The sequence below is a fragment of the Arcticibacter sp. genome (genome assembly GCF_045629565.1).
GTDB lineage: Bacteria > Bacteroidota > Bacteroidia > Sphingobacteriales > Sphingobacteriaceae > Arcticibacter.
Map to the genome: position 1 here is coordinate 45,709 of NZ_JAZQRL010000063.1, position 23,309 is coordinate 69,017.

Here is a 23,309-nt window from a genome sequence, read left to right on the forward strand (position 1 = left end):
GGCCAGTCCAAGAGCACTTATCTCACCTTGGTATTAGCTCTGGAACGTGGTTGCTTAAACTTTTTCTTTCCTATACTATTTATCTCAGCAGAACCAACCATGTTCATTGCACACCGGAAGCCAACCTCTGCGCTGGTTTCATCTTGTTGCATGAACCTGCGAGTCGCCGGATTGAGCCAGTAAGCACGGTCGTTCCAGGATCCGCCCTTATATACCTTTGAACGATCGTTCACCAGAGTAGTAACGCCATAGAGTTCCTGGTTCACCGTATCTTTGTAACCCCGCAGATCATGGGTGAAGGCCGCACCTGAATTTCCTTTTGTGGTGTCAACTTGCCCATTAAGCTCCGCCCAGGTTTGTTTTCTGCGAGCAGTAGCCGGTTCCTTTATTGGCCGTCCATACTTATCTTTCGCATATGTCCCTTTGCCGACATCTTCAATCCGTTTATTCAAATATTCATTTCCACGGAAAGGATTAAAGTCATCGAACTCTTCATATGACATCTTACGATAAGTGTCGCCAACCCACTCATTTACATTTCCAGCCATATTATACAACCCGAAGTCATTCGGCATATAGCTTCTTACAGGTGCGGTTATGTCAGCTTTATCGTTCAAAGCTCCACCCGTACCCATGTTGTCTCCCGCAGCCCTTTTAAAGTTGGCCATGATCAGGCCCTGTGTCTTCCTGGAAGAGGAGCGAACCCCAAGACCACTCCAGGGATAAATCTTTCCATCTGCTATGTTTTCATCCGAGGTGTTTCCAGCAAGCGCCAGCGCAGCATATTCCCATTCTGCTTCTGAAGGCAGGCGGTAATGCTCTTGTAATACACCATCTTCTTTTCTGACAGGCCGCCGTACATTCGCACTGCCTCTTGATCCTTCCGCTCCGGCAGCGGGATTAAGGTCCCTTGGCATTCTCCTGCCATTAATACCTTCTCCCTGGTACTGACCATTGAGGTAGATGTCAGTATTGAACGGTTCGTTAGTCGCCTCCACTTTATTTCCCTTACTAGAAAGCGTTTTGAAATCTACCATTATACCGCGGGAACGAAGAATTTGTTCATTGACACGGTCGGTACGCCATTCCGCATATTCTTTTGCCTGTTCCCAGCTGATCCCAATTACCGGATAATCCTGATAAGCGGGATGCCGCAGATAGTTCTCTACATAAGGCTCATTATAGGAAAGAGGGCGACGCCATACCAGTGTATCCGGAAGAGCATTGTAATAGTATTCACGGTCATCCGGAAAGTTTCTTTGTATCCAGTACAGATATTCCCCCCAGTTTACATTAGAGACCTCTGTTTCATCCATATAAAAGGAGGGTACAGTGACCCGCCTCCTGAGATTATCATTTTCGTACGCCAGATCCTGCTGCAAACTGCCTCCCATTACAAACGTTCCCCCTTCAATCGGAATCAGTCCCGGCCCCGGTGCCGGCTTTATGTTTTTGGCGACGGTAAATCCCCCATTTTTGCTATCGTTATATGCCCAGCCTGTATTCGAAGAAACCTTGCTTTTACAGCCAAGCCCTAAACAAGCAAGCCCTAAAATTCCGGTTGTAAAAAGTATTGATAATCTTTTCATTCAGTATATAAAACAGAGAAATGCAATAATAGGAATAATCACTTAAACCCAAAAGAGATTGCAGCCTATATATAGCGTTCTTACCAAATATATTCTACATTTATACATGATCTTTTGTTCGTTGCGAAGTTTCTTACTTGTCTTCGTCTTGCTTTGGCTCTACGTACTGGAAACAACCGCTCAATCTTCCGCAAATGGCCTATCCGCCTCCGCTGCTTCCCGAAAGATTCCAACAGCTGTACCATTTTTACGAATAGCTCCAGATGCCAAAATCGGAGCCATGGGAGACGCTGGGGTCGCGACGCCGGCTGATGCCAACGCATTATACTCCAATCCGTCGAAGATCGCCTATGCAGAGGAGAAGGCAGCAGTGGCCATATCCTACAGTCCCTGGCTGCGTGAGCTTAGCACAGATATGTACATAACCTATTTAGGCGGCTATCATCAGATAGACAATAAAAGTGCCCTGGGGATCTCCGCAAAATACTTCTCGATGGGAGAAATTCAGCTCCGTGATGAGCTCTTTTCATCGTTAGGATCATATCGGGCGACAGACCTCGCATTTGACGCCACTTACGCCCGGCGATTTGGATCTGCTTTGTCTCTGGCTACCACCTTCCGCTTTATCTCTTCCAATATTCCCGATCTGACAGGAGTTAACGGCCAGTCCTCAACCTCGGCTACAGCTCTCGCTGTCGACATCTCCGCATATCATAAAAGTGAGATAGTTATAGGAAAACGGGCTCATGGCCTGGCTTTTGGGATGAACATCTCCAACATAGGAAACAAATTATCCTATCTGAATAGCGGTGAAGACATGTTCCTGCCTACTAACCTGAAGCTCGGATCGGCGCTTACCATTAACCCCGGGTCTCCCCAACAGCTGTTGGTAGCGCTGGATTTAAATAAGCTGCTGGTGCCGACACCGCCCAGGCTTAATGCTGAAGGGGAGATTGTCGCCGGAAGAAACACCGAACGATCAGTGGTTTCGGGTATCTTAGGCTCTTTTTCGGACGCCCCAGGCGGATTTTCCGAAGAAATAAGCGAAGTCAGCGTTGGAATAGGTCTCGAGTATCTTATTTATCAGAGGCTGGCCATCCGCGGAGGCTTTTCTTATGAAAGTCCTGATAAGGGCAATAGACGATATCTTACAGCCGGAGCAGGCTATCAACATTCTTTCATGAAAATTGACTTCTCCTATCTTTTTTCAACTGTCCCCAACAGCCCATTAGCCAACTCTCTGCGAATCTCGCTTATGTATGCGTTCCAATAACGGATACATAAGCTGATAACGATTAAAACCCCATAAAGCCTGTTGATCCGTTAAAGTTTAGTAGGTTTGATAAAAATATAGACATGAAAATAAAAGTTGGATTTGGTTTTGATGTACATCAATTAAAGAAGAACCATCCCTTCATTATCGGAGGAGTTCATCTTGATCATCATTCGGGAGCCTATGGTCACTCAGATGCAGATGTGTTATTGCATGCAATTTGTGATGCGTTGCTGGGTGCAGCTAACCTGGGAGATATAGGTTTTCATTTTTCCAACACCGACGATCGCTGGAAAGGCATCAGCAGTGCTCTTCTCTTAACGGAGTGTGTTCGCCTGATCTCAGAAAGAGGTTGGAAGATAGGAAATATCGACGCTATGCTTTGTCTTGAAGCTCCAAAGATTAATCCACACGTTCCGGCAATGAAGAAAAACATAGCCGAAGCAGCTGGTATCAGTGAAGATGATATTTCGATAAAAGCCACTACCAACGAAACGATGGGATTCATCGGCAGGGAAGAAGGAGTGGTGGCCTATGCGGTTTGTTTAATAGAAAAACACCTTACGGCTTAACGTCAGTAAAGTCGACGCCACATTTATTACAACCGCTTGCGCAGCCTTTATTCGAGCGCAAACTTCTGAAAACTAGCCGCCCTATATACGCTATTGCGAGGAGGAATAAGATCAAAACGATAATCTCCTGTGTATCCATACACAAAGATAAAGTTTTATTACTCCCTGATTGTCATTATATTTTAATGTTCAAACGCGGGATTTTATGAATTAAATCGTACCTTTGCAAAAAATTTTTTAGGGCATTACATGCAGAATATCAGAAACATTGCAATCATAGCACACGTTGACCATGGTAAAACTACGATGGTTGATAAAATTTTACACTCTTGTCAGTTATTCAGAGACAACGAACAAACAGGAGAGTTAATTTTAGATAATAACGATCTTGAACGTGAGCGAGGAATTACTATTGTAGCGAAAAACGTATCCGTAAACTACAAGGGAGTAAAAATTAACATCATCGATACCCCGGGTCACGCCGATTTCGGCGGAGAGGTAGAGCGGGTTCTTAAGATGACTGACGGTGTGATTTTGCTCGTTGATGCATTCGAAGGAGCAATGCCTCAGACACGTTTTGTGACGCAAAAAGCGTTAGCATTAGGATTAAAGCCCATTGTGGTTGTAAACAAAGTTGACAAAGAAAACTGCCGCCCTGAGGAAGTTTATGAGTCTATCTTCGAATTGTTCTTCAACCTTGAGGCAACCGAGGATCAGCTTGACTTTCCAGTTATCTATGGTTCTTCCAAACAAGGATGGATGAGCACTGACTGGAGACAGAAGACAGAAGACATTTTCCCATTACTTGACGCAATTTTAGAAAGCATTCCTCCGGCACCAGTTTCAGAAGGAACGCTTCAAATGCAGATTACTTCTCTTGATTATTCTTCTTTCGTTGGACGTATCGCTATTGGTCGCGTTGCCAGAGGCGAGATCAGAGAGAATATGCCGGTATCTTTAGTAAAACGCGATGGTACCATTCAGAAGTCACGTATTAAAGAGCTTTACACTTTTGAGGGTCTTGGAAAAATCAAAGCAAAAGAAGTTAAAGCGGGCGATATCTGCGCTGTTGTAGGTATTGATGGATTTGATATTGGCGATACTATTGCCGACTTCGAAAATCCTGAGCAGCTTGAAATCATACATATTGATGAGCCAACAATGAACATGTTGTTCACCATCAATAACTCGCCGTTCTTCGGTAAAGAAGGTAAGTTCGTAACCTCACGTCACCTTCGTGACCGCCTTTACAAAGAGATGGAAAAAAATCTCGCATTAAAGGTTATCGAAACAGAATCTCCTGATGCCTATCTGGTTTACGGAAGAGGTATCCTGCACTTATCTGTACTAATCGAAACGATGCGTCGTGAAGGTTATGAGATACAAGTAGGACAGCCACAGGTTATTCTGAAAGAAATTGACGGAGTAAAATGCGAGCCTATTGAAGTATTAATCGTTGATGTTCCTTCAGAAGTTTCCGGTAAGGTTATCGAATTAGTAACACAGCGTAAAGGTGAACTGTTGATTATGGAGCCTAAAGGCGACTTACAGCACCTGGAGTTTGATATCCCTGCCCGTGGTATTATCGGTTTAAGAAATAACGTGCTTACAGCAACGGCTGGTGAAGCAATCATGGCGCACCGTTTCAAGGCTTATGAGCCATGGAAAGGTACAATCCCTGGAAGATCAAACGGTGTATTGATTTCTATGGATAAGGGTACTACCACTGCTTATGCGATCGATAAACTACAAGACAGAGGCCGTTTCTTCATCGATCCGGGAACTGAGGTTTACGAAGGACAGATCATGGGAGAGCATATCCGTGAGAATGACCTGGTCATCAACCTGACCAAAGGAAAGCAGCTTACTAACATGCGTGCATCCGGTACAGACGATAACACGCGTATCGCGCCAGCTATCAAGTTTTCATTGGAAGAAGCAATGGAGTATATCCAAAGCGATGAGTATATTGAAATCACTCCAAAGAGCATGCGTCTTCGCAAAATTTACTTAAATGAAGGCGAACGTAAGATCAACGCCAAGAAATTTGTTTAGTAGATAATTTCATTAATAGTTTAAAAGGCTGGTTCATAATGATCCAGCCTTTTTTTATTCAACCACATCGGCAGTGCCGCCTTTATCTGTTACCCTTCCGACACTACTTTTTTATTTTCGTTAAGGGGAATCTTAGTATTTTCGGAAATTAATCTACTAAAAATGCAGGAGCAGTCGGCCGAACATGTCATTACCTATTATAATGAGCATGTTCAAAACAAGCTAAACGATTATATCAAGGTCAATCCGCGAATTGAGGAAGCCTGGCGTACACTCATCCGATATGCACCAGCAAAGCCGATGCGTATACTGGAAGTAGGCTGTGGAATAGGCAGTATCTGCGCCCGCATGAGTAAGCAGTGGCCCGATGCCGACGTTCACGGAATAGACATCAGCACCCATTCCATTCAAATTGCAGACAAGTTGTTCGGGAGCTCGAAGCTTAAGTTCACAAGTGGTATTCTTACAGAAGATACTTATGACACCCCTTTTGACCTGGTCGTTTTCATGGACGTCTACGAGCACATCGCCGTGTCAGACCGCCCCGTGGTACACGCATCCATCAAGAAGCTGCTGAACAACAAAGGCCGGCTATTTTTGTCTGTGCCAACCCCTCACTATCTCAAATGGTCAGTAAAACACAAGCCTGAAACCATGCAGCCTGTTGACGAGCATATCTCCTTCGATGTAATCGGTAAGCTCGCTTCCGACATACAGGCCGACGTACTGCTCTATCAGATTAAGGACATCTGGAACCAGGGAGATTATGCACATATCGTTTTGGAGAAGAACGATAATTTCGAAGCTGCCTTCTTTCATCAGAAACCTGTAAGCCTGCAGCAAAGATCAAGGCGGATCATCAATAAAGGTATGTACAGGCTGGGCAGTTTGCTCCGACGTACCTATGTCAGAAATAAGCTGAAGTAACATGGCTAAACTCTGCATTATCAAACCCAATCCTTCCACCTATTCGGAGACCTTCATCCAGTCTCATATCGATTTCCTGCCGATGGAGAAAAAGATCCTCTACGGGGGCGCTTTTCCGCTTTACAAGGAAGACGGAAGCTTTCTCATTCCCACTTTCTGGGGCATCGCCAGCTATCTCTTTCAGAAGCGGGTCTTAAAGAAACGAGATATTCCAGTGCGCACAAAAGCGCTGATGACCTATCTGAAAAAGGAAAAGATAGATGTCGTACTGGCCGAATACGGCACAACAGGAGCCATGGTAACCGAGGCCTGTAAGCTCGCTGATATCCCATTAGTGATCCATTTTCATGGGGCCGATGCGCACCATCGTCCAACAATCAACGAATACAAAGACTGGTACCGTCGCGCATTCCAATATGCTGCAACCATCATCGGTGTATCCAATGATATGATCAATAGCCTGCATCAGCTCGGGGCACCGCAGGAGAAGTTGGTGCTGAACCCTTATGGAATCAATACAGAACGTTTTGCCCCGTCGGATGAAAAAGCAGTCCGGAGCAGCAACTTTCTCTTCGTTGGCCGCTTTGTCAGCAAGAAGTCCCCCCAAACAACTATAAAAGCCTTTTACGAAGTTTTGCAACGCTTTCCTGAGGCCAGGCTGGTCATGGCGGGAGGAGGTCCCTTGCTGGAAGAATCAAAGGCACTTACTCAGGAACTCGGTATCGCTGATCAGGTAGAATTCCCCGGAGTGCTGCCATCCGATGAAATCAGCCAGCTGCTAAAACAGAGCTGTTGCTTCGTCCAGCACTCGGTTACACCGCCCGATGGAGATATGGAAGGTACTCCTAATACCATTCTGGAAGCCGCAGCAGCGGGTCTGCCTATCGTTAGTACCCGGCACGCCGGGATCAAGGAAGCGGTTATCGAAGGAACAACCGGCTATCTGGTCAACGAATACGATACAGCAGGAATGGCGGAGAAAATGATCATGATCCTTTCATCCCCCGAGCAAGCAGCAGCGATGGGACGCGAGGGCAGAAAGCACATCATGGCAAACTACACGCTCTCCGACCGCATCGCCAGGCTAAATTCCATACTCGAAGACGCAATCGCAAAAAAATACAAGTACTCCTAATGAACCTATTACAGAAGCAGGGGTTTTATAACAGCATTATTTTATACGCCGGTACGGTACTGGGTTTTCTGAACCTGGTCATTCTATTCCAGCGTATCCTCACCAAAGAGGAAATAGGCTTTTATACCCTTGTGATAACGGTTTCCGGACTCTACGCCCAGATCGCCTCTTTGGGCATCAATGGAGTTATCCTCAAATATTTTCCGGTATTCCGCACTGAAGATAAAACCCACAAAGGCTTTATATCGCTCGTGGTGCTGTGGAGTACCCTTAGCTTTCTGGCCTTCACCTTGCTATTCGTATTATTCAAAGGCTTCGTGATGAACCAATATGAAGACAAGGCAGGAGGCGGACTGATGGTGCAGCATTATTACTATCTCATTCCGATATCTTTCCTGACTCTGTTGTTCACCATCCTGGAGAGCCTGGCCCGTACCGTTTTTAAAAATGTATTTTCAGCTTTCCTCAAGGAGTTCCTTCTTCGCTTCATCACCAGCATTACCGTCTTGATGATGGGCGCTACATGGTTCGGTTATGACGGGTTTCTACATGCCTATCTCGTCGCAAACGCTTTAATCGCATGTTTGCTGTGGTACCATATTGCCAAAGGCAAGCATTTTAAGCTGGCGCCTATCACCCCCGAAGTAAAGTCGCATCGTAAGGAGCTTTTGAACTACGGACTATTCTCTGTCATAAGCGGAGGCTCGTTTGGCCTGGTTCAGGGTATGGCCGTGCTGATGCTAAGCGTGATAGCCGACAGGTCACTGGAGCTCGTAGGTATCTATGGTACCTTTTTCGGGATAGCCGTTGTCATCAGCCTGCCTGCCAAGGCACTTGGACGAACCTCGTACCAAATCGTTTCAGAAGCCTGGGCACAAAACGACCTTAAAAAGATTGATCGCATCTACAAAAAGACATCGCTTGTCCAGTTTATTATTGGATGCCTGTTGCTTATCGGGTTGATCATCAACTACGATCATATTCTTTTCCTGATGAACAGACCCGAATATAGTCAGTATTTCTGGGTCTTTGTCATTGTAGGATTGACCTTCCTGGTCGACATTACCGGGGGGCTGAATGGCCAGATCATCAACTTCTCCAGGTATTACCGTTATACCACGTATATGATCACGGCAGCAGTTTTCGTATGCGCCTTCCTGAACTGGCTGCTGATTCCGCACTTCGGTCTGGTCGGCGCTGCATTATCTTATCTCTTGATCATGGTCATCCTGAACTTTCTCTATTGGTTGTTCATCCTGGTTAAGTTCAAGCTGCAGCCCTTCGATGCCAAGTACCTGGCTGTGCTGCTGATCTCTGCCCTGAGTCTAGCCGTCGGTTTCTACATGCCCGTCATCGATAATATTCTTCTGGATATCGCTCTGCGTTCGGTGGCCGCCACGCTGGTGTTCACCGGCTCCATCCTCGGCTTCCATATCTCCGAAGATATTAATGAATTATACAGGAATGCCCTTACTAAAGCAGGCCTTAAGTAATTATCTTTCACTGTTTGCGGATACAGAAAATTGTTAGTTTTGCATACTATGCAAAATCTGGCACCTATAGCTTTATTCGTTTACAACCGTCCCGATCACGCACGCCGTACGATCGCTTTTCTGAAGAAAAACTTTCTGGCAGAAGAGTCACGTCTGTTCATCTTTTCAGATGCTGCCCGGCCCGGGGATGAGGAAAAAGTAAATGAAGTTCGTGAGCTGATTGCCAGTGTAGAGGGCTTCAAAAGTGTGGAGGTGGTAAAACGACCTCATAACTACGGATTAGCCAATTCTGTCATCGACGGCGTTACGCGTCTTTCAACGCAATACGGCAAAGTGATCGTATTGGAGGACGATGTCATCACCTCGCCACACACACTCCAGTATTTCAACGAAGGACTGAGAAAGTACGAGCATGTCGATCAGGTGATGCATATCACCGCATATATGTACAACCTCAAAGAGAACACTCTTCCCGAAACCTTCTTCCTGCGCATAGCAAGCAGCCAGGCCTGGGCCACCTGGGACAGGGCATGGAAGTTTTTTGAGCCGGATATCGACTTGCTGATGAGCAAATTTGACAAAGAGTCCAAGCATGCTTTCGAGGTGGAGGGAGCCATGAATTTCTGGAAGCACATGAAACAATTTAAGGCGGGCAAAAATAATTCATGGGCCATTCGCTGGTATGCGTCCGTGTTCCTGAATGGAGGACTTTCGCTGAACCCGCGTGTCTCGTTAATCGATAATATCGGTCACGACGGCACCGGTGTACACTCGGCAGTCGGCGAGATCTACCGCAGCCCCATCTATCCAAAGAGAATCACCAGCTACCCTGAGCAAATCGAAGAACACCCCGAAGCCTTCGCTATATTGAAGAATTTCCTTAAGCACCGCAAGGGAAGCCTGCTCAAACGCAGTATCCGGTATTTCAACCATGTTATTACCAAGCTCAAAGCCAGGTAAAAGATGTATTTTTACGAACGGTGAGGGTAGTTCATTTAAACACATACGATGGGAACGGCGGTGCCGGCCGGGCGTGTCTCAGATTGCATCGGGCTTTGCTTGCCCAGGGAGTACAATCAGAGGTCTGGGTTTACTATAAATTTGGTTCAAATCCGCAAATCCAAACCTTCTCAGGTTCGCTGATCTCACGTGGTCTTTCCGCATTTGCTATTTTATTCGAGCGCTACTACTCGTCTTATATTTCAAAACCGCTGAAGATTCCATTTTCAGCATCTGTCTGCGGAAAAGATATCACCCGGAACAAGGCGGTGCAGGAAGCCGACATCATTCATATTCACTGGATCAATCACGCCTTCTTACGTCCCGAAGATTTAGCCGGCCTCAGTAAGCTAGGCAAGCCTGTAGTCTGGACGTTCCATGATAGCAACGCCTTTACGGGCGGGTGCCATGTTCGCTATAGCTGTGATCATTTCGAAAATGAGTGCGGCAATTGTCCCATTCTTAAAAACGAAAATCCTGATGATCAGTCTCACAAGCTTTGGAAACGCAAGCGAAAGGCCTATCAGAAACTTAACTTCTCTATTGTAGCTCCGAGCCGATGGATGCATGATTCTATACGCCGTAGTTCACTACTGAAGCACTCCAAAGTAGACGTTATCCCCAATACCCTGGAAACGGATATCTTCCGTCCATGGGATAAGAAGGCGGCGCGTAAAGCCCTCGGATTACCTGAAGACAAGTTTATCATGCTGAGTGGCTTTATGCCATCCCGTAAAGACCTGCACAAAGGAACCCCTTATCTCCTGGAAGCATTGCAAATGCTCGTCGACAAATCGATGGTTAATAAGCAAGAGGTTGAATTGATCATCTTTGGAAATAAGGACACCGCCCAGGTGCCCGAATTTGCGGTAAGCACTACATTTCTCGGCACCATCTCGGATGACGAGAAGCTGAGCATGTGTTACAGTGCGGCCGACGTGTTTCTGACACCTTCACTGGAAGATAATCTCCCCAATACAGTTATGGAGAGCCTTTCGTGCGGAACGCCCGTAGTTGCCTTTACGACCGGCGGTATTCCGGATATGGTTACACATCAGGAGAATGGATACCTGGCCAAGTACAAGTCCTCAGACGACTTTGCTAACGGTATCTCCTGGGTCTACGGGCATACAGACCGGAACCAGCTAAACATCGCTGCAAGAGAAGCCGTCATGGCACGCTTTTCCGAAAAAGTCATTGCCGCTAAACACGTCGCAGTCTATAACGAGGTGTCCGGCAACGCTGAGCCTTCAACTTTCCGGCCGCTGCTCTCGGTAATTACAGTGGTATACAACAATGTGGAAGATATAGAGCGTACCGTCCGCTCAGTAATTAATCAAACCTATCAGAACATCGAGTATATTGTTATAGACGGCGGATCTACCGATGGTACACTGGAGGCACTTCAGCGCTATGCGCCAAAGATAAACAGGCTGGTTAGCGAGAAAGACGCGGGTATTTACGATGCCATGAATAAAGGTCTCGCGCTCGCCAGTGGCGACTACATACTGTTCATGAATTCGGGCGACGAGATTTACGCTCCCGACACAGTAGCGAATATCTTCCATTCGGCAGATAATGCCGATATCTATTATGGAGAAACGGAGATGTATAACGAACGCTGGGAAAGTCTTGGCCGCAGGCGCCATCAGGCTCCTAAGCGATTAACCCATTCAAGTTTCCGGTACGGAATGAGTGTCAGTCACCAGGCCATCTATATCAAACGTGCCATTGCCGGGCCCTATGACCTCCAATATCAGCTCAGTGCAGACATTGATTGGATACTGAGCGCTATCAAGAAGGCACACAACATTCGGTATGTAGATTCGTATGTGGCTAAATATCTTGTAGGCGGCATGTCAAAGCAAAAACACCGGCAGAGCCTTATGGAGCGCTTCCAGATCTTCAGCAAACACTATGGTACGCTACCCAACATTTTTTATCATGTCGTGATCACTATAAAGCTCGCTGCCTACTACCTCCGCCATAGGCGAACTAACGACTAATCATCTAACTAGCTGTACGATTTTATCATACCTTCATCCGGACATGTTTACACCATAGTCTATTCAACTACCGAACAACGTCGTACCAACGTCGTACCAGCTTCGAGAAACGCCGAAGCAGATACGACCCTGATAGGAAGCAAGTACGTAGCTGGACGGGTGTTGGGGCGATGCTAATATGTGCAAGATCCGAAGAAGGTCCCAGGAAGATTCAGAGGAGACAAGAGTGATCCCGAGACAAGCAACTACCGAGACAAAAACGTAACGCAGCTGCCATTTCGACTATATCAGGAGCAAGGGGAAAACAAAAAAGGGATACCCGGCATGACCGGATATCCCTCCATAATATCATCAGTTGAACTTACTTGCTTACTTTCTTACGTTCGCGATAGCCTGCGAATCCAATGCCTCCTATAAGAAGGATCGAAGCGATCAGAGAAATATTTTCCCCCGCATAATACGATACCGGCTCAAACTTGAACTCAAGGGTGTGATTTCCCCCAGGCAGCTGAGCGGCACGAAGGATGTAATTCGCTCTGAAATAGGGAATCTTCTCACCATCGACATAAGCGTTCCAGCCCTTATCATAATAGATCTCGGCAAATACAGCGATCATATCCTTGCCAGCTGTATATTCATACGTTAAATGATCGGGGTGGTATTTTGTTAGGGTGATTCTTGCATTTGGATCAGGAGCACCGGCTTTTTTAACATCAATAAGCGGTTTGAAACTTTCGTGTACAATAGCTTCTTTCTTAGGGTCAAAGCTGTTGATGCCCTGCATTTCCTCATCAGCATTCTTTACATAAAGCACATTGGATATAAACCAGGCGTTTCCGCAGGCAGTACTTCTGTTCTGGATACGTTGCGACTGATTTTTGTCATCATTGGTGATTACGTATTTGGTATTCAGCATATCAAGGACGTCTTCATTGATGGCATTATTGAATTGCTTATCCAGTACTTCCTGGAAACGTTTTAGCTTCGCAGCGTGATAGCCTCCTACTGTTTTATGGAAATATGAAGTAGTTGCATTGCTGAACGTATTAATGGTCAGATCCAGTACCCTATAGTCGAGGCTCGGATCACGCAGGATCAGTTCGTCAACCTGGCGAGGCTGGAAGCTTTGCTCAAGTGTGCTTTTTTCAACAAATTTTTCGTTGTTGAGGTAGCGGCGATCCACTCCCCACAAATCGATCAATATCACAATAGCAAATATGGCGAACACATATTCCTGTTTGATCGACTTTTTGATGAGCGCCCAGATCAGACCGGCACCTATTAGTACGAATATGAGTGAACGGAAAGCATCTGCCCGCGCCATGCTCGTACGGTCTTCAATAAGTGCGTTGGCCAGGGAGTTGGCGAATCCCTGGTCGCCTACCGCTTGTGTCAGTCCTTCGATCACCTGCTGATGATTACTTGCCTTAAAGCTCAGGAATAGTCCGGGAAGGATCAGAACAACCAGAAGAATACCCCCGGTGATGTAGACCGAGTAGGCAGCTTTCTTAAGCAGCACTTTGGTATCATGCTTGCCTGAAACAATTTCTTGAATCGCCATGACTGCGAGTACGGGAACCAGGAGACCGGCGATCACTAAAATGGATTCAACCGCCCTGAACTTATTATAAAGGGGGAAATAGTCGAAGAAAAGGTCGGATATAAATGGCAGGTTCTTACCAAATGAAAGGAATAAGCTGAGAACCGTTGCTGCAACTATCCACCACTTAATGCGATCACGGATGATAAAAAGACCCAATACAAAGAGCAGACAAACGATAGCACCGAAGTAGAACGGGCCGGAGGTAAAAGGCTTATCTCCCCAGTAGGTGCTGATCAGGCCGTACTGCTGCAACTGCTGCACTGCGGCTTCAACTTGTTCCTGAGGGATTCCCTTTGCTGCAAGCGTTTTACCTACTTCCGAGTCTTTATCCAGACGATGGCCTGACTCTCCGCCGTAGGCATTGGGGATCAAAAAAGTAATGTTTTCGCCAACACCCTGACTCCAGGTATAAGCATATTCACGGTCAAGACCAGACGATGGTTTCCCGGCTGAGGCATCCTGACTGAGGTTCGATTTTCCTCGTATGGTTTCCTGTCCGTATTCATAGGTCACCCATAGCATACTCGCATTCACTGCTACAGCTAAGATAACCGCAGCAGCCAGATATCCGATGGATTTACCAAATGCTGGCAGTGTTTTGTTTTTGTAGGCATGGTATAATTCAATGCCGGCAAGGATCAGAAGAGCCAGGAACAGATAATAAGTCATCTGGATGTGGTTGGCCCTGATCTCCATGGCCAGGAAAAAAGCGGTAATGACTGCTCCCCAAAGGTATCGGCCTCTCAGGGTCATCAATACACCCGCAACAATCGGAGCAAAGAAGGCGATAGCGAAGGCTTTATTAGTGTGTCCGGCTTCAATAATGATGAAGTTATAAGACGAGAATGCTATGGCAATGGCCCCGGCGGCAGCCAGTAAAGGTTTGACCCTTAACGCTATGAACATCAGGTAGCCGCCCAAAAGATAGAGTAATACGTTATAAACCGGGTTAGGGAATACGGCGCTGAAGAAGGAAACGACGTAAGAGGTTAAGTTCTTCGGGAATTGTGCCCAGATCTGATAAGCCGGCATCCCTCCGAACATGGAATTGGTCCACAGGGGAGCCTTTCCATCTTCCGCCTTATATTTCATGATCTCGCTCTGCATAGCCTTTGCCTGCATCACGTCACTTTGGTACAGGACCTTACCCTGAAGTGCAGGGCTGAAATAGATAAAGCACAATACTATAAAGAGCGCAATGATGGCCAGATGTATGCCATTTCGTTTAAACCAGTTACTCATTCTATCTTTTAATTGGAGATCAAAAATAGAACTTTTTAGGGTATGGCAAATAGCTTATATGGAATAGTGCCTATTTTACCTCTTCGAAATCTATGAAATCGCCGGCTTTATCTGCAGCACGTGCTTCTTTATCCTTAGGGGGAATAAAATCAATGCTAATCTTGCCATTATTTCGAGGTTCTGAGCGATATTGCTGTTGTCCGCCAAACGTTTGCTGATTGTAGGAAGTTCTGAACTTTTCCTGCGCTTTGCTGACCATTTTTTTGAAAAGGAACGGTAGTAGCAGCTTTGCTATCATTCGCAAAAGCCACATCACGCAGATCGTTATCAGTAAAAATTTAAGTAATGCTGTCATAGTCTAATACAAATATGACGATAAAATAGGTGAATTATTACAAGTGTAAGCTAAGATTTACATTTTGAAGACCTCCGTCAAATTTCGTCCTGGTCGGGAATATGGGCTACGCGACCCACCTGCCCGTCCTCTAAACGCACTTTTATACCTCTCGAATGGTATGCTGCACTGGTCAAAAGGTTCTTCACAATTCCTCTCGTTAATTTGCCGGTCCGCTGGTCCTGCTTGAGGATAATGTCTACTTCGAGCCCTGGATATATGTCTTTTCTGTTCTGTCCGTTCATGTTTTATTTCTTTTGTCCAAATCGTTCTTCCATCATTTTCTCCAAGGCGAACATCTCGTCGCGCATCTTGGCGGCCATCAGGAAGTCCATGTCTTTAGCTGCTACCATCATGTCTTTCTTGCTCTTCTCTATCGCCTTCTTCAGTTCGGCCTTAGACATATACTGTACGATCGGGTCTGCTGCAATGCTCACAGCCTCATCCATACCGGTATATACTTTTTGAACCCCTCCCTTGAAATCAACAACCGAGGTCTGCTCAATAATGGCTTCCTTGGATTTCCCTACGGTAGTAGGCGTGATGCCGTGCAGTTCATTGTACTGCATCTGTTTGTCGCGGCGGCGGTTGGTTTCCTCTATGGTGATGCGCATACTATCAGTGATATTATCCGCGTACATGATCACCCGGCCATGGTCGTTTCGTGCGGCACGTCCAATGGTTTGGATCAAGGACCGGTGTGATCGCAGGAAGCCTTCTTTGTCTGCATCCAATATGGCTACAAGGGATACTTCGGGCAAGTCAAGCCCTTCTCTCAGTAAGTTGATACCAATCAGGACATCAAATTCACCTAAACGTAGCCCGCGGAGGATTTCTACCCTTTCGAGGGTTTTTACCTCTGAGTGGATATAACGGACCTTGATTCCGAGCCGGTCCATGTATTTAGCCAGCTCTTCTGACATACGTTTGGTGAGCGTGGTGACCAATACGCGGTCTCCCATCTTAACTGTTTTGTCGACTTCATCAAGAAGATCGTCCACCTGGTTAATTACCGGGCGGATATCTATAGGTGGGTCCAGCAGTCCGGTCGGACGTATCACCTGCTCTACAACGACACCGCCTGATTTCTCCAGCTCAAAGTCGCCCGGTGTGGCACTGACATATATGGTTTGTGGTGCAAGTCTTTCGAATTCTTCAAAGTTAAGAGGTCTGTTGTCCAGCGCAGCCGGCAATCTGAAACCATAATCTACAAGAGCCATCTTGCGGGATCTGTCACCTCCATACATAGCCCGGATCTGTGGTACGGTGACGTGGCTCTCGTCGATGACCATGAGGTAGTCGTCAGGGAAGTAGTCAAGCAGGCAGAATGGTCGCATACCGGGTAACCTCCCGTCAAAGAAGCGTGAATAATTCTCAATACCGCTGCAATAGCCCAGCTCGCGCATCATTTCGAGGTCATAGTTGACCCTTTCTTCCAGTCGCTTAGCCTCAAGAAACCGCTGGTCGTCCACCAGTTGCTTTTTGCGTATTTCCAATTCTTCCTGGATAGCCCAGATAGATTCGGTGAAACGTTCACGTGGAGTGACGAATAAGTTGGCCGGATAGACAACCATATGGGTCATCTTTTCGATTGTTTTTCCGGTAGCCGGATCGATTGCTGTAAGCTCCTCGATATCATCGCCAAAAAAAGATATGCGGTAGGCATAATCCAGATAGGCGGGATAAATATCTACTGTATCGCCTTTTACGCGGAAGGTTCCTCGCTTGAAATCAGCCGTGGTACGTGCATAAAGAATTTCCACCAGCCTGTGCAGGAACGCATTCCGGCTGATCCGGGTTCCTACGGCAAAGCTGAAAACCGAGTTGTTAAAGTCCTCGGGGTTTCCCATGCCGTAAATGCAGGATATGGAAGAGACCACAATGACATCCCTCCGCCCAGACATCAGGGAGGAGGTGGTTCGTAAACGTAGTTTCTCTATCTCCTCGTTGATCTGGAGGTCTTTTTCAATATAGGTATTCGTAGTGGCTATGTATGCCTCGGGCTGGTAGTAGTCGTAATACGACACGAAGTAATTAACGGAGTTCTCCGGGAAGAACTGCTTAAACTCTCCGTAAAGCTGCGCAGCCAGGGTTTTGTTATGGCTAAGGATCAGGGTGGGCTTTTGCGTCTGCTCAATGACATTGGCAATCGAGAACGTTTTACCCGAGCCGGTCACCCCTAATAAGGTTTGATAGTTTTCTCCCCCTCGCACACCTTCTACCAACTGTCTTATGGCTTCGGGCTGATCACCCATCGGCTGATAGTCCGATATTAATTTAAAATCCATCTATTCAAAAATACATATTATCGGGATCAATGTCTAACAGGAGCAAGCTCTCCGGACATATATTTACTTCAAATCAACCGAATATTAGCGTTCATCTCTTAAAATCTGTAATTTTACGTTAATGTTTGTTTTAACTAAAAATTCAACAATAGGCAATAATTTTCTTGCTGAGCTGCGGGATGCGCAGATCCAGCAGGATAGCATGCGTTTTCGTAGAAATATGGAACGTCTGGGTGAAATTTTTGCCTATGAGATCAGCAAGACGCTGGATTTCGTAGAAACGGAGTTTGAGACCCCACTAGGCACCGCTTCGGTGCAGGTGGTTGAGAACTACCCGGTACTGGCGACCATCCTGCGCGCAGGTTTGCCGCTCCACCAGGGCTTGCTGAACTTTTTCGATCGCGCTGATTCTTCTTTTATCGCCGCTTACAGAAAGACGGGCAAGGATGGCAAATTCGTGATTCAGAAGGAGTATGTTAGCGGACCGAACCTGGATGGTAAAATAGTGATCGTTGCCGATCCTTTACTGGCCACCGGAAGGAGTATGGTATTAACTTGTAAAGAATTACTTGACCGGTATAAGATTAAGCAACTTCATGTCGTTTCTTTAATAGCCAGTACAGAAGGTGTAGCCCATGTTAAAGCCAACCTTCCGCGTGCACGTCTTTGGTTAGGTGATATAGATGAGGAAATGACAACCAAAGCTTATATCGTTCCAGGACTAGGAGACGCCGGTGATCTGGCCTACGGAATTAAGGATTAATATACTTCATGAAATATAACCATATATTTTTCGACCTGGATCATACCATCTGGGACTTTGACAAGAATGCACAGGAAACGCTTCAGGAATTATATCTGTCTTATTCGCTGAAGGAACTGGGCATAAGCTGCGTTAATACCTTTATCCAAAAATATACCTACCACAATCATTCACTCTGGTCTTCGTACCATCTGGGACATATCACGAAAGAACAACTTCGGGAAGCACGGTTTAAGAACACTTTTGAGGATATGGGTGTCTGCGGAGATCTTATTCCTGAAGGGTTCGAAGATCTGTATGTCCGGACCTGTCCTACCAAAACAAATCTCTTTCCTAAGGCCCATGAGACGCTTTCTTACCTCTCCGGAAAGTATAAGCTCCATTTGATTACAAACGGGTTCCGAGAGCAGGCGAATACGAAGATCGAGCTATCAGATCTCGGCAAGTACTTTGACACGATCGTCATCTCAGAAAATGTGGGTGTAAACAAGCCCCACAGCAGGATATTTGAGTATGCATTAGCGGGTGCAGGAGCGGTTAAGGAGAAGAGTGTGATGATAGGCGATAGTATAGAAGCAGACATCAGGGGAGCTATGGGTTACGGGATGGATGCTATATTCTTCAATCCAGGAAAACTCGCTGTGCCGGATGATGTGAAATGGCAAATTAATCATTTGGAAGACCTAATCGGGATGTTATGAGTCTTCAAGCCAGTGCATCGTCTATCAAAGATGCCCTAGCAAGTTATCTTGCCTGGCTTAAGGAGATAGACGAGGAAGATTTTGTTAAGCCCCCGCCTCTCGGAGGCTGGTCCTATTCTGAGGTGTTTTGCCATGTGATACAGGTAAACGTGAGGTCGATGCTTGCGGTGGAGCGATGTATTTATGCGAGGTCTGGTCACCGGTCTTCTGGGCCTAACCTGATGGCACGGCTCATTCTTTATATGGGTAAGTTTCCTCCTGTGAAGATCAAAGCACATCCTAAAGTATCGTCTATCGTGAAAATCGTTAGCAAAGAGGAGGCTAAAAATGACATGCTTGTTTTTTGTAACAAGATACAGGATTTGCTGCCAAAGTTGACGAAAGTGCCATTGCATCAACGTACACGCCATGCGCGTCTTGGCATGTTGAATTGCGAAGAATGGCTGAAATTTATCGACATTCACACGCGACATCATTTAAAGCAGTTAGAAAGGATAAGAAAAAGTTCCTAATATTGCCCTTTATTCAGGGACAACCCGCATGATCAATCAGTTCAGAACTATAAATCCCGTTAATATCCTCCTTCTGCTTATCGTAGCTGTGCTCATAAGGGTGGGGATATTATTCAATTTGCCCGAGTCATTGAATGTGTCGTTGGTTGAACCCTATACAGCCGTATTGCTGAAATTGCCGCCCGACTTTTTCAGCCCCTTCAGCAGCGTGTTTTATGCAGTGATCATATCTGTTATCCAGGCGTTGATCCTTAACCGCATCGTTAACAGTTACAACCTGTTGCCGAAGCCTACGTTTCTCCCTGCTCTGATGTATGTTACTTTAACAGCGCTTATTAATCCTTTTATAGTGCTCAGTCCGGTACTTATAGCCAACTTTTTCCTCTTATGGCTTATTGAGAAGTTCCTAAGCATTTACCGGAAAGATAATGTTATAGCGGTTGTTTTCGATATGGGGATGATTGTCGGTGCGGGGACACTGGTCTACTTTCCGTTTATAGTCATGTTGCTTCTGCTTTGGATCGTCCTGCTGATCTTCAGGCCTTTTAACTGGCGGGAGTGGGTATCGGGCATCATTGGGTTTCTGACGGTATGTCTGTTTCTTGCCGTGCTGAATTATCTCAATGATTCCTGGGGAGTTCTTTCGGCAACGGCATTTCCTTTCGCAACCGCCTTTCCAAATGATTTTCCGATTAATTTGTATGATTACACCGTGCTTGTGCCGGTAATCGGACTTTCCTTCTTGTCTTTTCTCACCATCAGCCAGAAGCTGAACCGAAGTAACGTACACGTGAGGAAGTCTTATCTGACCTTGCTGTTTATGTTTCTGTTTGCCGCCATGTCGTTTTACATTAAATCAGAATACAATGTCAATCATTTCATTCTGACTCTTCCGCCTTTAGCGATTTTCCTGGGGCATTATTTCATCTCCGCACAGAAGCGTTGGTTTTACGAATCGCTGTATCTGGTACTGGTCGGCTGTATAATCTATTTTCAGATCTTTTAGATCGTGCGGTTGTTCATTAACCTTTTTTAACACTTCATCGGCTGATAGCAATCAAAATTTAAATAGTTTTGTGATATGAGATTCAGGCTTGTAGCGCGACTTTGTAAAACGCAATGGTAAACCTTGTTATAGATATAGGTAATACTCTGACGAAGGTCGCGTTGTTCAGCGGACATGATTTGACAGAGACCCGTGCGTTTTCAGGGAGCGGCAAAGAAGAGATTCAAGATCTACTCCAGGTAGGGGGCATAGACAATGCCATCATTTCATCGGTGAAGGAAAATCAGGACGATTACCAGGAAATCTTTGAAGGAAAAGCTAAGCTACTCCGCTTTTCTGCAGAACACTCCTGGTGGATTGATAACCGTTACAGAACACCAAATACTCTGGGCCTCGACAGGTTGGCAGCTATAATCGGTGCAGCCGCTTTGCATCCGGAGAGAAATTGTTTATGTATTGATGCCGGCACCTGTATTACATATGATTTCATCGATTCTGAAAGACGTTATTTCGGAGGAGTGATTGCTCCTGGACTACAGATGCGACTGAGGTCCATGAACGCATTTACAGAAAGATTGCCTTTGGTGCCGATAGAAAAGGAGTTTGACAGCGAGTATGGCAGAGATACCTCGGAGGCGATTTTAGCGGGCGCTATGACGGGCACTTATCATGAGATGTCGGGCTTTATAAATAGTTATATAACAAGGTTTCCGGATCTTAAGGTGTTGATATGCGGAGGGGATGCGAATTTTTTTGTCAGTCGGCTGAAAAATAGCATCTTTGCGCACATTGTTGAACCTGAGCCAAACCTGGTGCTTATTGGTTTAAACGAAGTTATTCATCAGTACAATGACAAAAATTTTTAAGAATATATTATTCGTAGTGACAGTTTGCAGCGCATTGAGTGCCTCATCGCAAACGACTACAAGCTCCGTTTATTCGCAATTTGGAATCGGATCCCTGAACGGATCGCTGCTTCCGCAGAACCGGGCGATGGGCGGGATCTCTTCAGGTTTGCGTAAGCCAGGATCTTATAATAACATCAACCTGGCCAATCCGGCTTCTTATTCTTCGATCAGAATGACCACGTTCGATGCGGGAATATCGACCGAGTACATGAACAGAAGCAGGGGAGGATTATCAGAAACAGATTTCACAGGTTCTTTAAGCCACTTGCTTTTTGCTATACCCGTCAGCAAGAAATCGGCGATGAGTTTTGGACTGATACCTTACAGTAGTCTTGGCTACCAGTCGAGACAGAGCGCTATGGTTGACACCACGCTTATCAATAAGGTATATGGAGGAGATGGCGGACTATCGAAGTTTTACCTGGGATATGGACTGCAAATAGGCAGACACCTGAGTGTTGGATTCAATGCAGGATATATTTTCGGTAAGCTTGAGGAAACCCGATCAGTGGAGTTTCCCAATGATTTCAGCGCCTATAATACGAGGATACAGGACAATAGTTCTATTGGAGGCTTCAACTTTGACTACGGTCTGCAGTATTTCACCAACCTGTCTCCGAGGGTGAAACTGACGCTGGGCTACAACGGAAGCTCGGGTCCTAAACTTGACCTGGAAAGAAGTACAGTAGCATCCCGTTATCTGAAGTCCTCTGAAGGAGAAGACGTGGCATCGGATACTACATATGTGAACGATCTTGGTAAGTCTAAAATTAAGCTGCCGATGATGCATACGGGTGGGTTTGTCATTGAGAAGTCGAATAACTGGTTGTTTGGAGCAGACTTCAAATATGGAAAATGGAAGGATTATGAAGAAGCCGGAATTAATGAGGGTTTGAACAATTCATACGGAATTGCAGTAGGGGCGCAAATTACTCCGGATATCAATTCTGTAGGTAGTTATTTGAAAGTGGTTGACTATCGCTTAGGATTCAGGTATGATAAAACTTACATGAATCTGGACAATACAGACATCAAGGATATGGCAGTAACGCTGGGATTCGGTTTCCCGTTACAGGCTAGTCCGACGCGTACCACTTTTTACAAAGTAAACTTCGCCGCCGAACTGGGTCAACGCGGGCCGAGCTCAGCATCGCTGGTGCGTGAGAAATATGTTAACTTCTCTATTGGCTTTACATTGAACGATCAGTGGTTCAGAAGGTATAAATTTGATTAAAGTTGAAAATAGTCAGATCCTGGGTATTTGCTTGTTTAATGATTTCGGTGATCCTGCAGTCTTGCGAAAACGATCTCCGGGACGTAGAGAAAATCTCGGCTGATAACAGCCTGCTACCTGTAGACAAGTCTTACGGGGTGGAGGTGATTTATAGTGATTCTGCTATTGTCAAAGCGAAAATGCTCGCTCCCCAGGTTGACCGTTATAAAGACAAAAAATACGATGAGATGGTCAAAGGGGTCACCCTTATATTTTATGATGAAAACCAAAAGGAAACCAGCCGGATTGTATCCGACTACGCTATAAGGCGCGAAGGTGAGGGTTTGGTAGAACTCAGAAAGAATGTGGTAGCAACCAATACGAAAGGAGATGTCTACAAATCGGATGAGCTGATCTGGGACGAGAAACAACGGAAGTTTTACTCCAACAAGATGGTTCAAATTACTCAAAAAAACGGCAACGTGTTATTCGGAACCGGGTTTGAAAGTGACGAGACATTTAAGAAGTCAAGAATATTTAATGCTACGGGAAACTTCCCGTCAGGAGCCGGTTTAATGCAGTAAAATATGAAGTACGCCTAACCCGTATTTTGTATTCGTATATTTTTTT

21 protein-coding genes are annotated in these 23,309 nt (G+C 45.8%); 15 read left to right on the top strand and 6 right to left on the bottom strand.

Annotation, left to right across the window (positions count from 1 at the left end; all coding sequences use genetic code 11):
* Positions 1–17: 17 nt before the first annotated feature.
* Complete coding sequence (locus ACKI5J_RS08210) at positions 18–1,589, bottom strand: SUMF1/EgtB/PvdO family nonheme iron enzyme (RefSeq protein WP_407428373.1); 1,572 nt, start codon at positions 1,587–1,589, stop codon at positions 18–20.
* Between the two features lie 106 nt (positions 1,590–1,695).
* On the opposite strand from ACKI5J_RS08210, the gene porV reads away from it, so the two are divergent.
* Entirely contained in the window at positions 1,696–2,862 is a 1,167-nt protein-coding gene (gene porV, locus ACKI5J_RS08215) for a type IX secretion system outer membrane channel protein PorV (RefSeq protein WP_407428375.1), read from the top strand.
* Between the two features lie 83 nt (positions 2,863–2,945).
* A complete protein-coding gene (gene ispF, locus ACKI5J_RS08220) occupies positions 2,946–3,434 on the top strand; it encodes a 2-C-methyl-D-erythritol 2,4-cyclodiphosphate synthase (protein ID WP_407428377.1) in 489 nt (162 codons plus the stop codon).
* Here the strand turns inward: ispF and ACKI5J_RS08225 are convergent.
* On the bottom strand, positions 3,424–3,573 hold the full coding sequence (locus tag ACKI5J_RS08225; RefSeq protein ID WP_106295012.1) for a FeoB-associated Cys-rich membrane protein: 150 nt from the start codon (positions 3,571–3,573) through the stop codon (positions 3,424–3,426). The two genes, ispF and ACKI5J_RS08225, sit on opposite strands and share 11 nt — an antisense overlap.
* A gap of 110 nt (positions 3,574–3,683) precedes the next feature.
* Here ACKI5J_RS08225 and typA point away from each other — a divergent pair, with 110 nt between their 5' ends.
* From typA to ACKI5J_RS08255, 6 genes are all read left to right on the top strand, one after another.
* Positions 3,684–5,489 (top strand): translational GTPase TypA, encoded by a 1,806-nt coding sequence (gene typA / locus ACKI5J_RS08230; protein ID WP_407428379.1) that lies wholly within the window; start codon positions 3,684–3,686, stop codon positions 5,487–5,489.
* Between the two features lie 162 nt (positions 5,490–5,651).
* Positions 5,652–6,416: a class I SAM-dependent methyltransferase gene (locus ACKI5J_RS08235; RefSeq protein WP_407428381.1), complete on the top strand. Its 765-nt coding sequence runs from the start codon at positions 5,652–5,654 to the stop codon at positions 6,414–6,416.
* 1 nt (position 6,417) lies between these two features.
* Positions 6,418–7,551, top strand: coding sequence for a glycosyltransferase family 4 protein (locus ACKI5J_RS08240; RefSeq protein WP_407428383.1), 1,134 nt, complete (start codon positions 6,418–6,420; stop codon positions 7,549–7,551).
* On the top strand, positions 7,551–9,044 hold the full coding sequence (locus ACKI5J_RS08245; protein WP_407428385.1) for a lipopolysaccharide biosynthesis protein: 1,494 nt from the start codon (positions 7,551–7,553) through the stop codon (positions 9,042–9,044). Before ACKI5J_RS08240 ends, ACKI5J_RS08245 begins: the two co-directional genes overlap by 1 nt.
* Before the next feature lie 48 nt (positions 9,045–9,092).
* Complete coding sequence (locus ACKI5J_RS08250) at positions 9,093–10,004, top strand: glycosyltransferase (protein ID WP_407428387.1); 912 nt, start codon at positions 9,093–9,095, stop codon at positions 10,002–10,004.
* A 20-nt stretch (positions 10,005–10,024) separates the two neighbouring features.
* On the top strand, positions 10,025–12,049 hold the full coding sequence (locus ACKI5J_RS08255; RefSeq protein WP_407428389.1) for a glycosyltransferase: 2,025 nt from the start codon (positions 10,025–10,027) through the stop codon (positions 12,047–12,049).
* 361 nt (positions 12,050–12,410) lie between these two features.
* On the opposite strand, the gene ACKI5J_RS08260 is transcribed toward ACKI5J_RS08255, so the two are convergent.
* The 4 genes from ACKI5J_RS08260 to uvrB all read right to left on the bottom strand — a co-directional run bounded on the left by ACKI5J_RS08260 (position 12,411) and on the right by uvrB (position 17,576).
* Complete coding sequence (locus ACKI5J_RS08260; RefSeq protein ID WP_407428391.1) at positions 12,411–14,894, bottom strand: YfhO family protein; 2,484 nt, start codon at positions 14,892–14,894, stop codon at positions 12,411–12,413.
* Between the two features lie 70 nt (positions 14,895–14,964).
* On the bottom strand, positions 14,965–15,249 hold the full coding sequence (locus tag ACKI5J_RS08265; RefSeq protein WP_407428393.1) for a DUF4834 family protein: 285 nt from the start codon (positions 15,247–15,249) through the stop codon (positions 14,965–14,967).
* A gap of 77 nt (positions 15,250–15,326) precedes the next feature.
* On the bottom strand, positions 15,327–15,533 hold the full coding sequence (locus ACKI5J_RS08270) for a YwbE family protein (RefSeq protein ID WP_407428395.1): 207 nt from the start codon (positions 15,531–15,533) through the stop codon (positions 15,327–15,329).
* Between the two features lie 3 nt (positions 15,534–15,536).
* Positions 15,537–17,576 (bottom strand): excinuclease ABC subunit UvrB, encoded by a 2,040-nt coding sequence (gene uvrB, locus ACKI5J_RS08275; protein ID WP_407428397.1) that lies wholly within the window; start codon positions 17,574–17,576, stop codon positions 15,537–15,539.
* A 121-nt stretch (positions 17,577–17,697) separates the two neighbouring features.
* Between uvrB and upp the strand changes: the two genes are divergently transcribed.
* The 7 genes from upp to lptC all read left to right on the top strand — a co-directional run bounded on the left by upp (position 17,698) and on the right by lptC (position 23,263).
* Complete coding sequence (gene upp / locus ACKI5J_RS08280; RefSeq protein WP_407428399.1) at positions 17,698–18,339, top strand: uracil phosphoribosyltransferase; 642 nt, start codon at positions 17,698–17,700, stop codon at positions 18,337–18,339.
* Between the two features lie 8 nt (positions 18,340–18,347).
* Complete coding sequence (locus ACKI5J_RS08285; protein ID WP_407428401.1) at positions 18,348–19,040, top strand: YjjG family noncanonical pyrimidine nucleotidase; 693 nt, start codon at positions 18,348–18,350, stop codon at positions 19,038–19,040.
* Positions 19,037–19,552, top strand: a complete 516-nt coding sequence (locus ACKI5J_RS08290; RefSeq protein ID WP_407428403.1) for a DinB family protein — start codon at positions 19,037–19,039, stop codon at positions 19,550–19,552. The genes ACKI5J_RS08285 and ACKI5J_RS08290 overlap by 4 nt, the downstream gene beginning before the upstream one ends.
* A 28-nt stretch (positions 19,553–19,580) precedes the next feature.
* Complete coding sequence (locus ACKI5J_RS08295) at positions 19,581–20,558, top strand: DUF6427 family protein (RefSeq protein ID WP_407428405.1); 978 nt, start codon at positions 19,581–19,583, stop codon at positions 20,556–20,558.
* Positions 20,559–20,671: 113 nt separating this feature from the next.
* Entirely contained in the window at positions 20,672–21,424 is a 753-nt protein-coding gene (locus tag ACKI5J_RS08300) for a type III pantothenate kinase (RefSeq protein ID WP_407428407.1), read from the top strand.
* Positions 21,408–22,700 (top strand): hypothetical protein, encoded by a 1,293-nt coding sequence (locus tag ACKI5J_RS08305; RefSeq protein WP_407428409.1) that lies wholly within the window; start codon positions 21,408–21,410, stop codon positions 22,698–22,700. The genes ACKI5J_RS08300 and ACKI5J_RS08305 overlap by 17 nt, the downstream gene beginning before the upstream one ends.
* A 2-nt stretch (positions 22,701–22,702) precedes the next feature.
* A complete protein-coding gene (gene lptC, locus ACKI5J_RS08310; RefSeq protein ID WP_407428411.1) occupies positions 22,703–23,263 on the top strand; it encodes an LPS export ABC transporter periplasmic protein LptC in 561 nt (186 codons plus the stop codon).
* Positions 23,264–23,309: the final 46 nt, after the last annotated feature.

Excerpts from the sequence above, each read along its gene's own strand:
- ispF (WP_407428377.1), top strand. The coding sequence starts at position 2,946 with ATGAAAATAAAAGTTGGATTTGGTTTTGATGTACATCAATTAAAGAAG.
- ACKI5J_RS08260 (WP_407428391.1), bottom strand. The coding sequence starts at position 14,894 with ATGAGTAACTGGTTTAAACGAAATGGCATACATCTGGCCATCATTGCG.
- uvrB (WP_407428397.1), bottom strand. The coding sequence starts at position 17,576 with ATGGATTTTAAATTAATATCGGACTATCAGCCGATGGGTGATCAGCCC.
- ACKI5J_RS08245 (WP_407428385.1), top strand. The coding sequence starts at position 7,551 with ATGAACCTATTACAGAAGCAGGGGTTTTATAACAGCATTATTTTATAC.
- ACKI5J_RS08240 (WP_407428383.1), top strand. The coding sequence starts at position 6,418 with ATGGCTAAACTCTGCATTATCAAACCCAATCCTTCCACCTATTCGGAG.
- ACKI5J_RS08225 (WP_106295012.1), bottom strand. The coding sequence starts at position 3,573 with ATGGATACACAGGAGATTATCGTTTTGATCTTATTCCTCCTCGCAATA.
- ACKI5J_RS08305 (WP_407428409.1), top strand. The coding sequence starts at position 21,408 with ATGACAAAAATTTTTAAGAATATATTATTCGTAGTGACAGTTTGCAGC.
- ACKI5J_RS08295 (WP_407428405.1), top strand. The coding sequence starts at position 19,581 with ATGATCAATCAGTTCAGAACTATAAATCCCGTTAATATCCTCCTTCTG.
- ACKI5J_RS08265 (WP_407428393.1), bottom strand. The coding sequence starts at position 15,249 with ATGACAGCATTACTTAAATTTTTACTGATAACGATCTGCGTGATGTGG.
- ACKI5J_RS08290 (WP_407428403.1), top strand. The coding sequence starts at position 19,037 with ATGAGTCTTCAAGCCAGTGCATCGTCTATCAAAGATGCCCTAGCAAGT.
- ACKI5J_RS08270 (WP_407428395.1), bottom strand. The coding sequence starts at position 15,533 with ATGAACGGACAGAACAGAAAAGACATATATCCAGGGCTCGAAGTAGAC.
- ACKI5J_RS08300 (WP_407428407.1), top strand. The coding sequence starts at position 20,672 with ATGGTAAACCTTGTTATAGATATAGGTAATACTCTGACGAAGGTCGCG.
- typA (WP_407428379.1), top strand. The coding sequence starts at position 3,684 with ATGCAGAATATCAGAAACATTGCAATCATAGCACACGTTGACCATGGT.
- ACKI5J_RS08235 (WP_407428381.1), top strand. The coding sequence starts at position 5,652 with ATGCAGGAGCAGTCGGCCGAACATGTCATTACCTATTATAATGAGCAT.
- ACKI5J_RS08210 (WP_407428373.1), bottom strand. The coding sequence starts at position 1,589 with ATGAAAAGATTATCAATACTTTTTACAACCGGAATTTTAGGGCTTGCT.
- porV (WP_407428375.1), top strand. The coding sequence starts at position 1,696 with ATGATCTTTTGTTCGTTGCGAAGTTTCTTACTTGTCTTCGTCTTGCTT.
- upp (WP_407428399.1), top strand. The coding sequence starts at position 17,698 with ATGTTTGTTTTAACTAAAAATTCAACAATAGGCAATAATTTTCTTGCT.
- ACKI5J_RS08285 (WP_407428401.1), top strand. The coding sequence starts at position 18,348 with ATGAAATATAACCATATATTTTTCGACCTGGATCATACCATCTGGGAC.
- ACKI5J_RS08250 (WP_407428387.1), top strand. The coding sequence starts at position 9,093 with ATGCAAAATCTGGCACCTATAGCTTTATTCGTTTACAACCGTCCCGAT.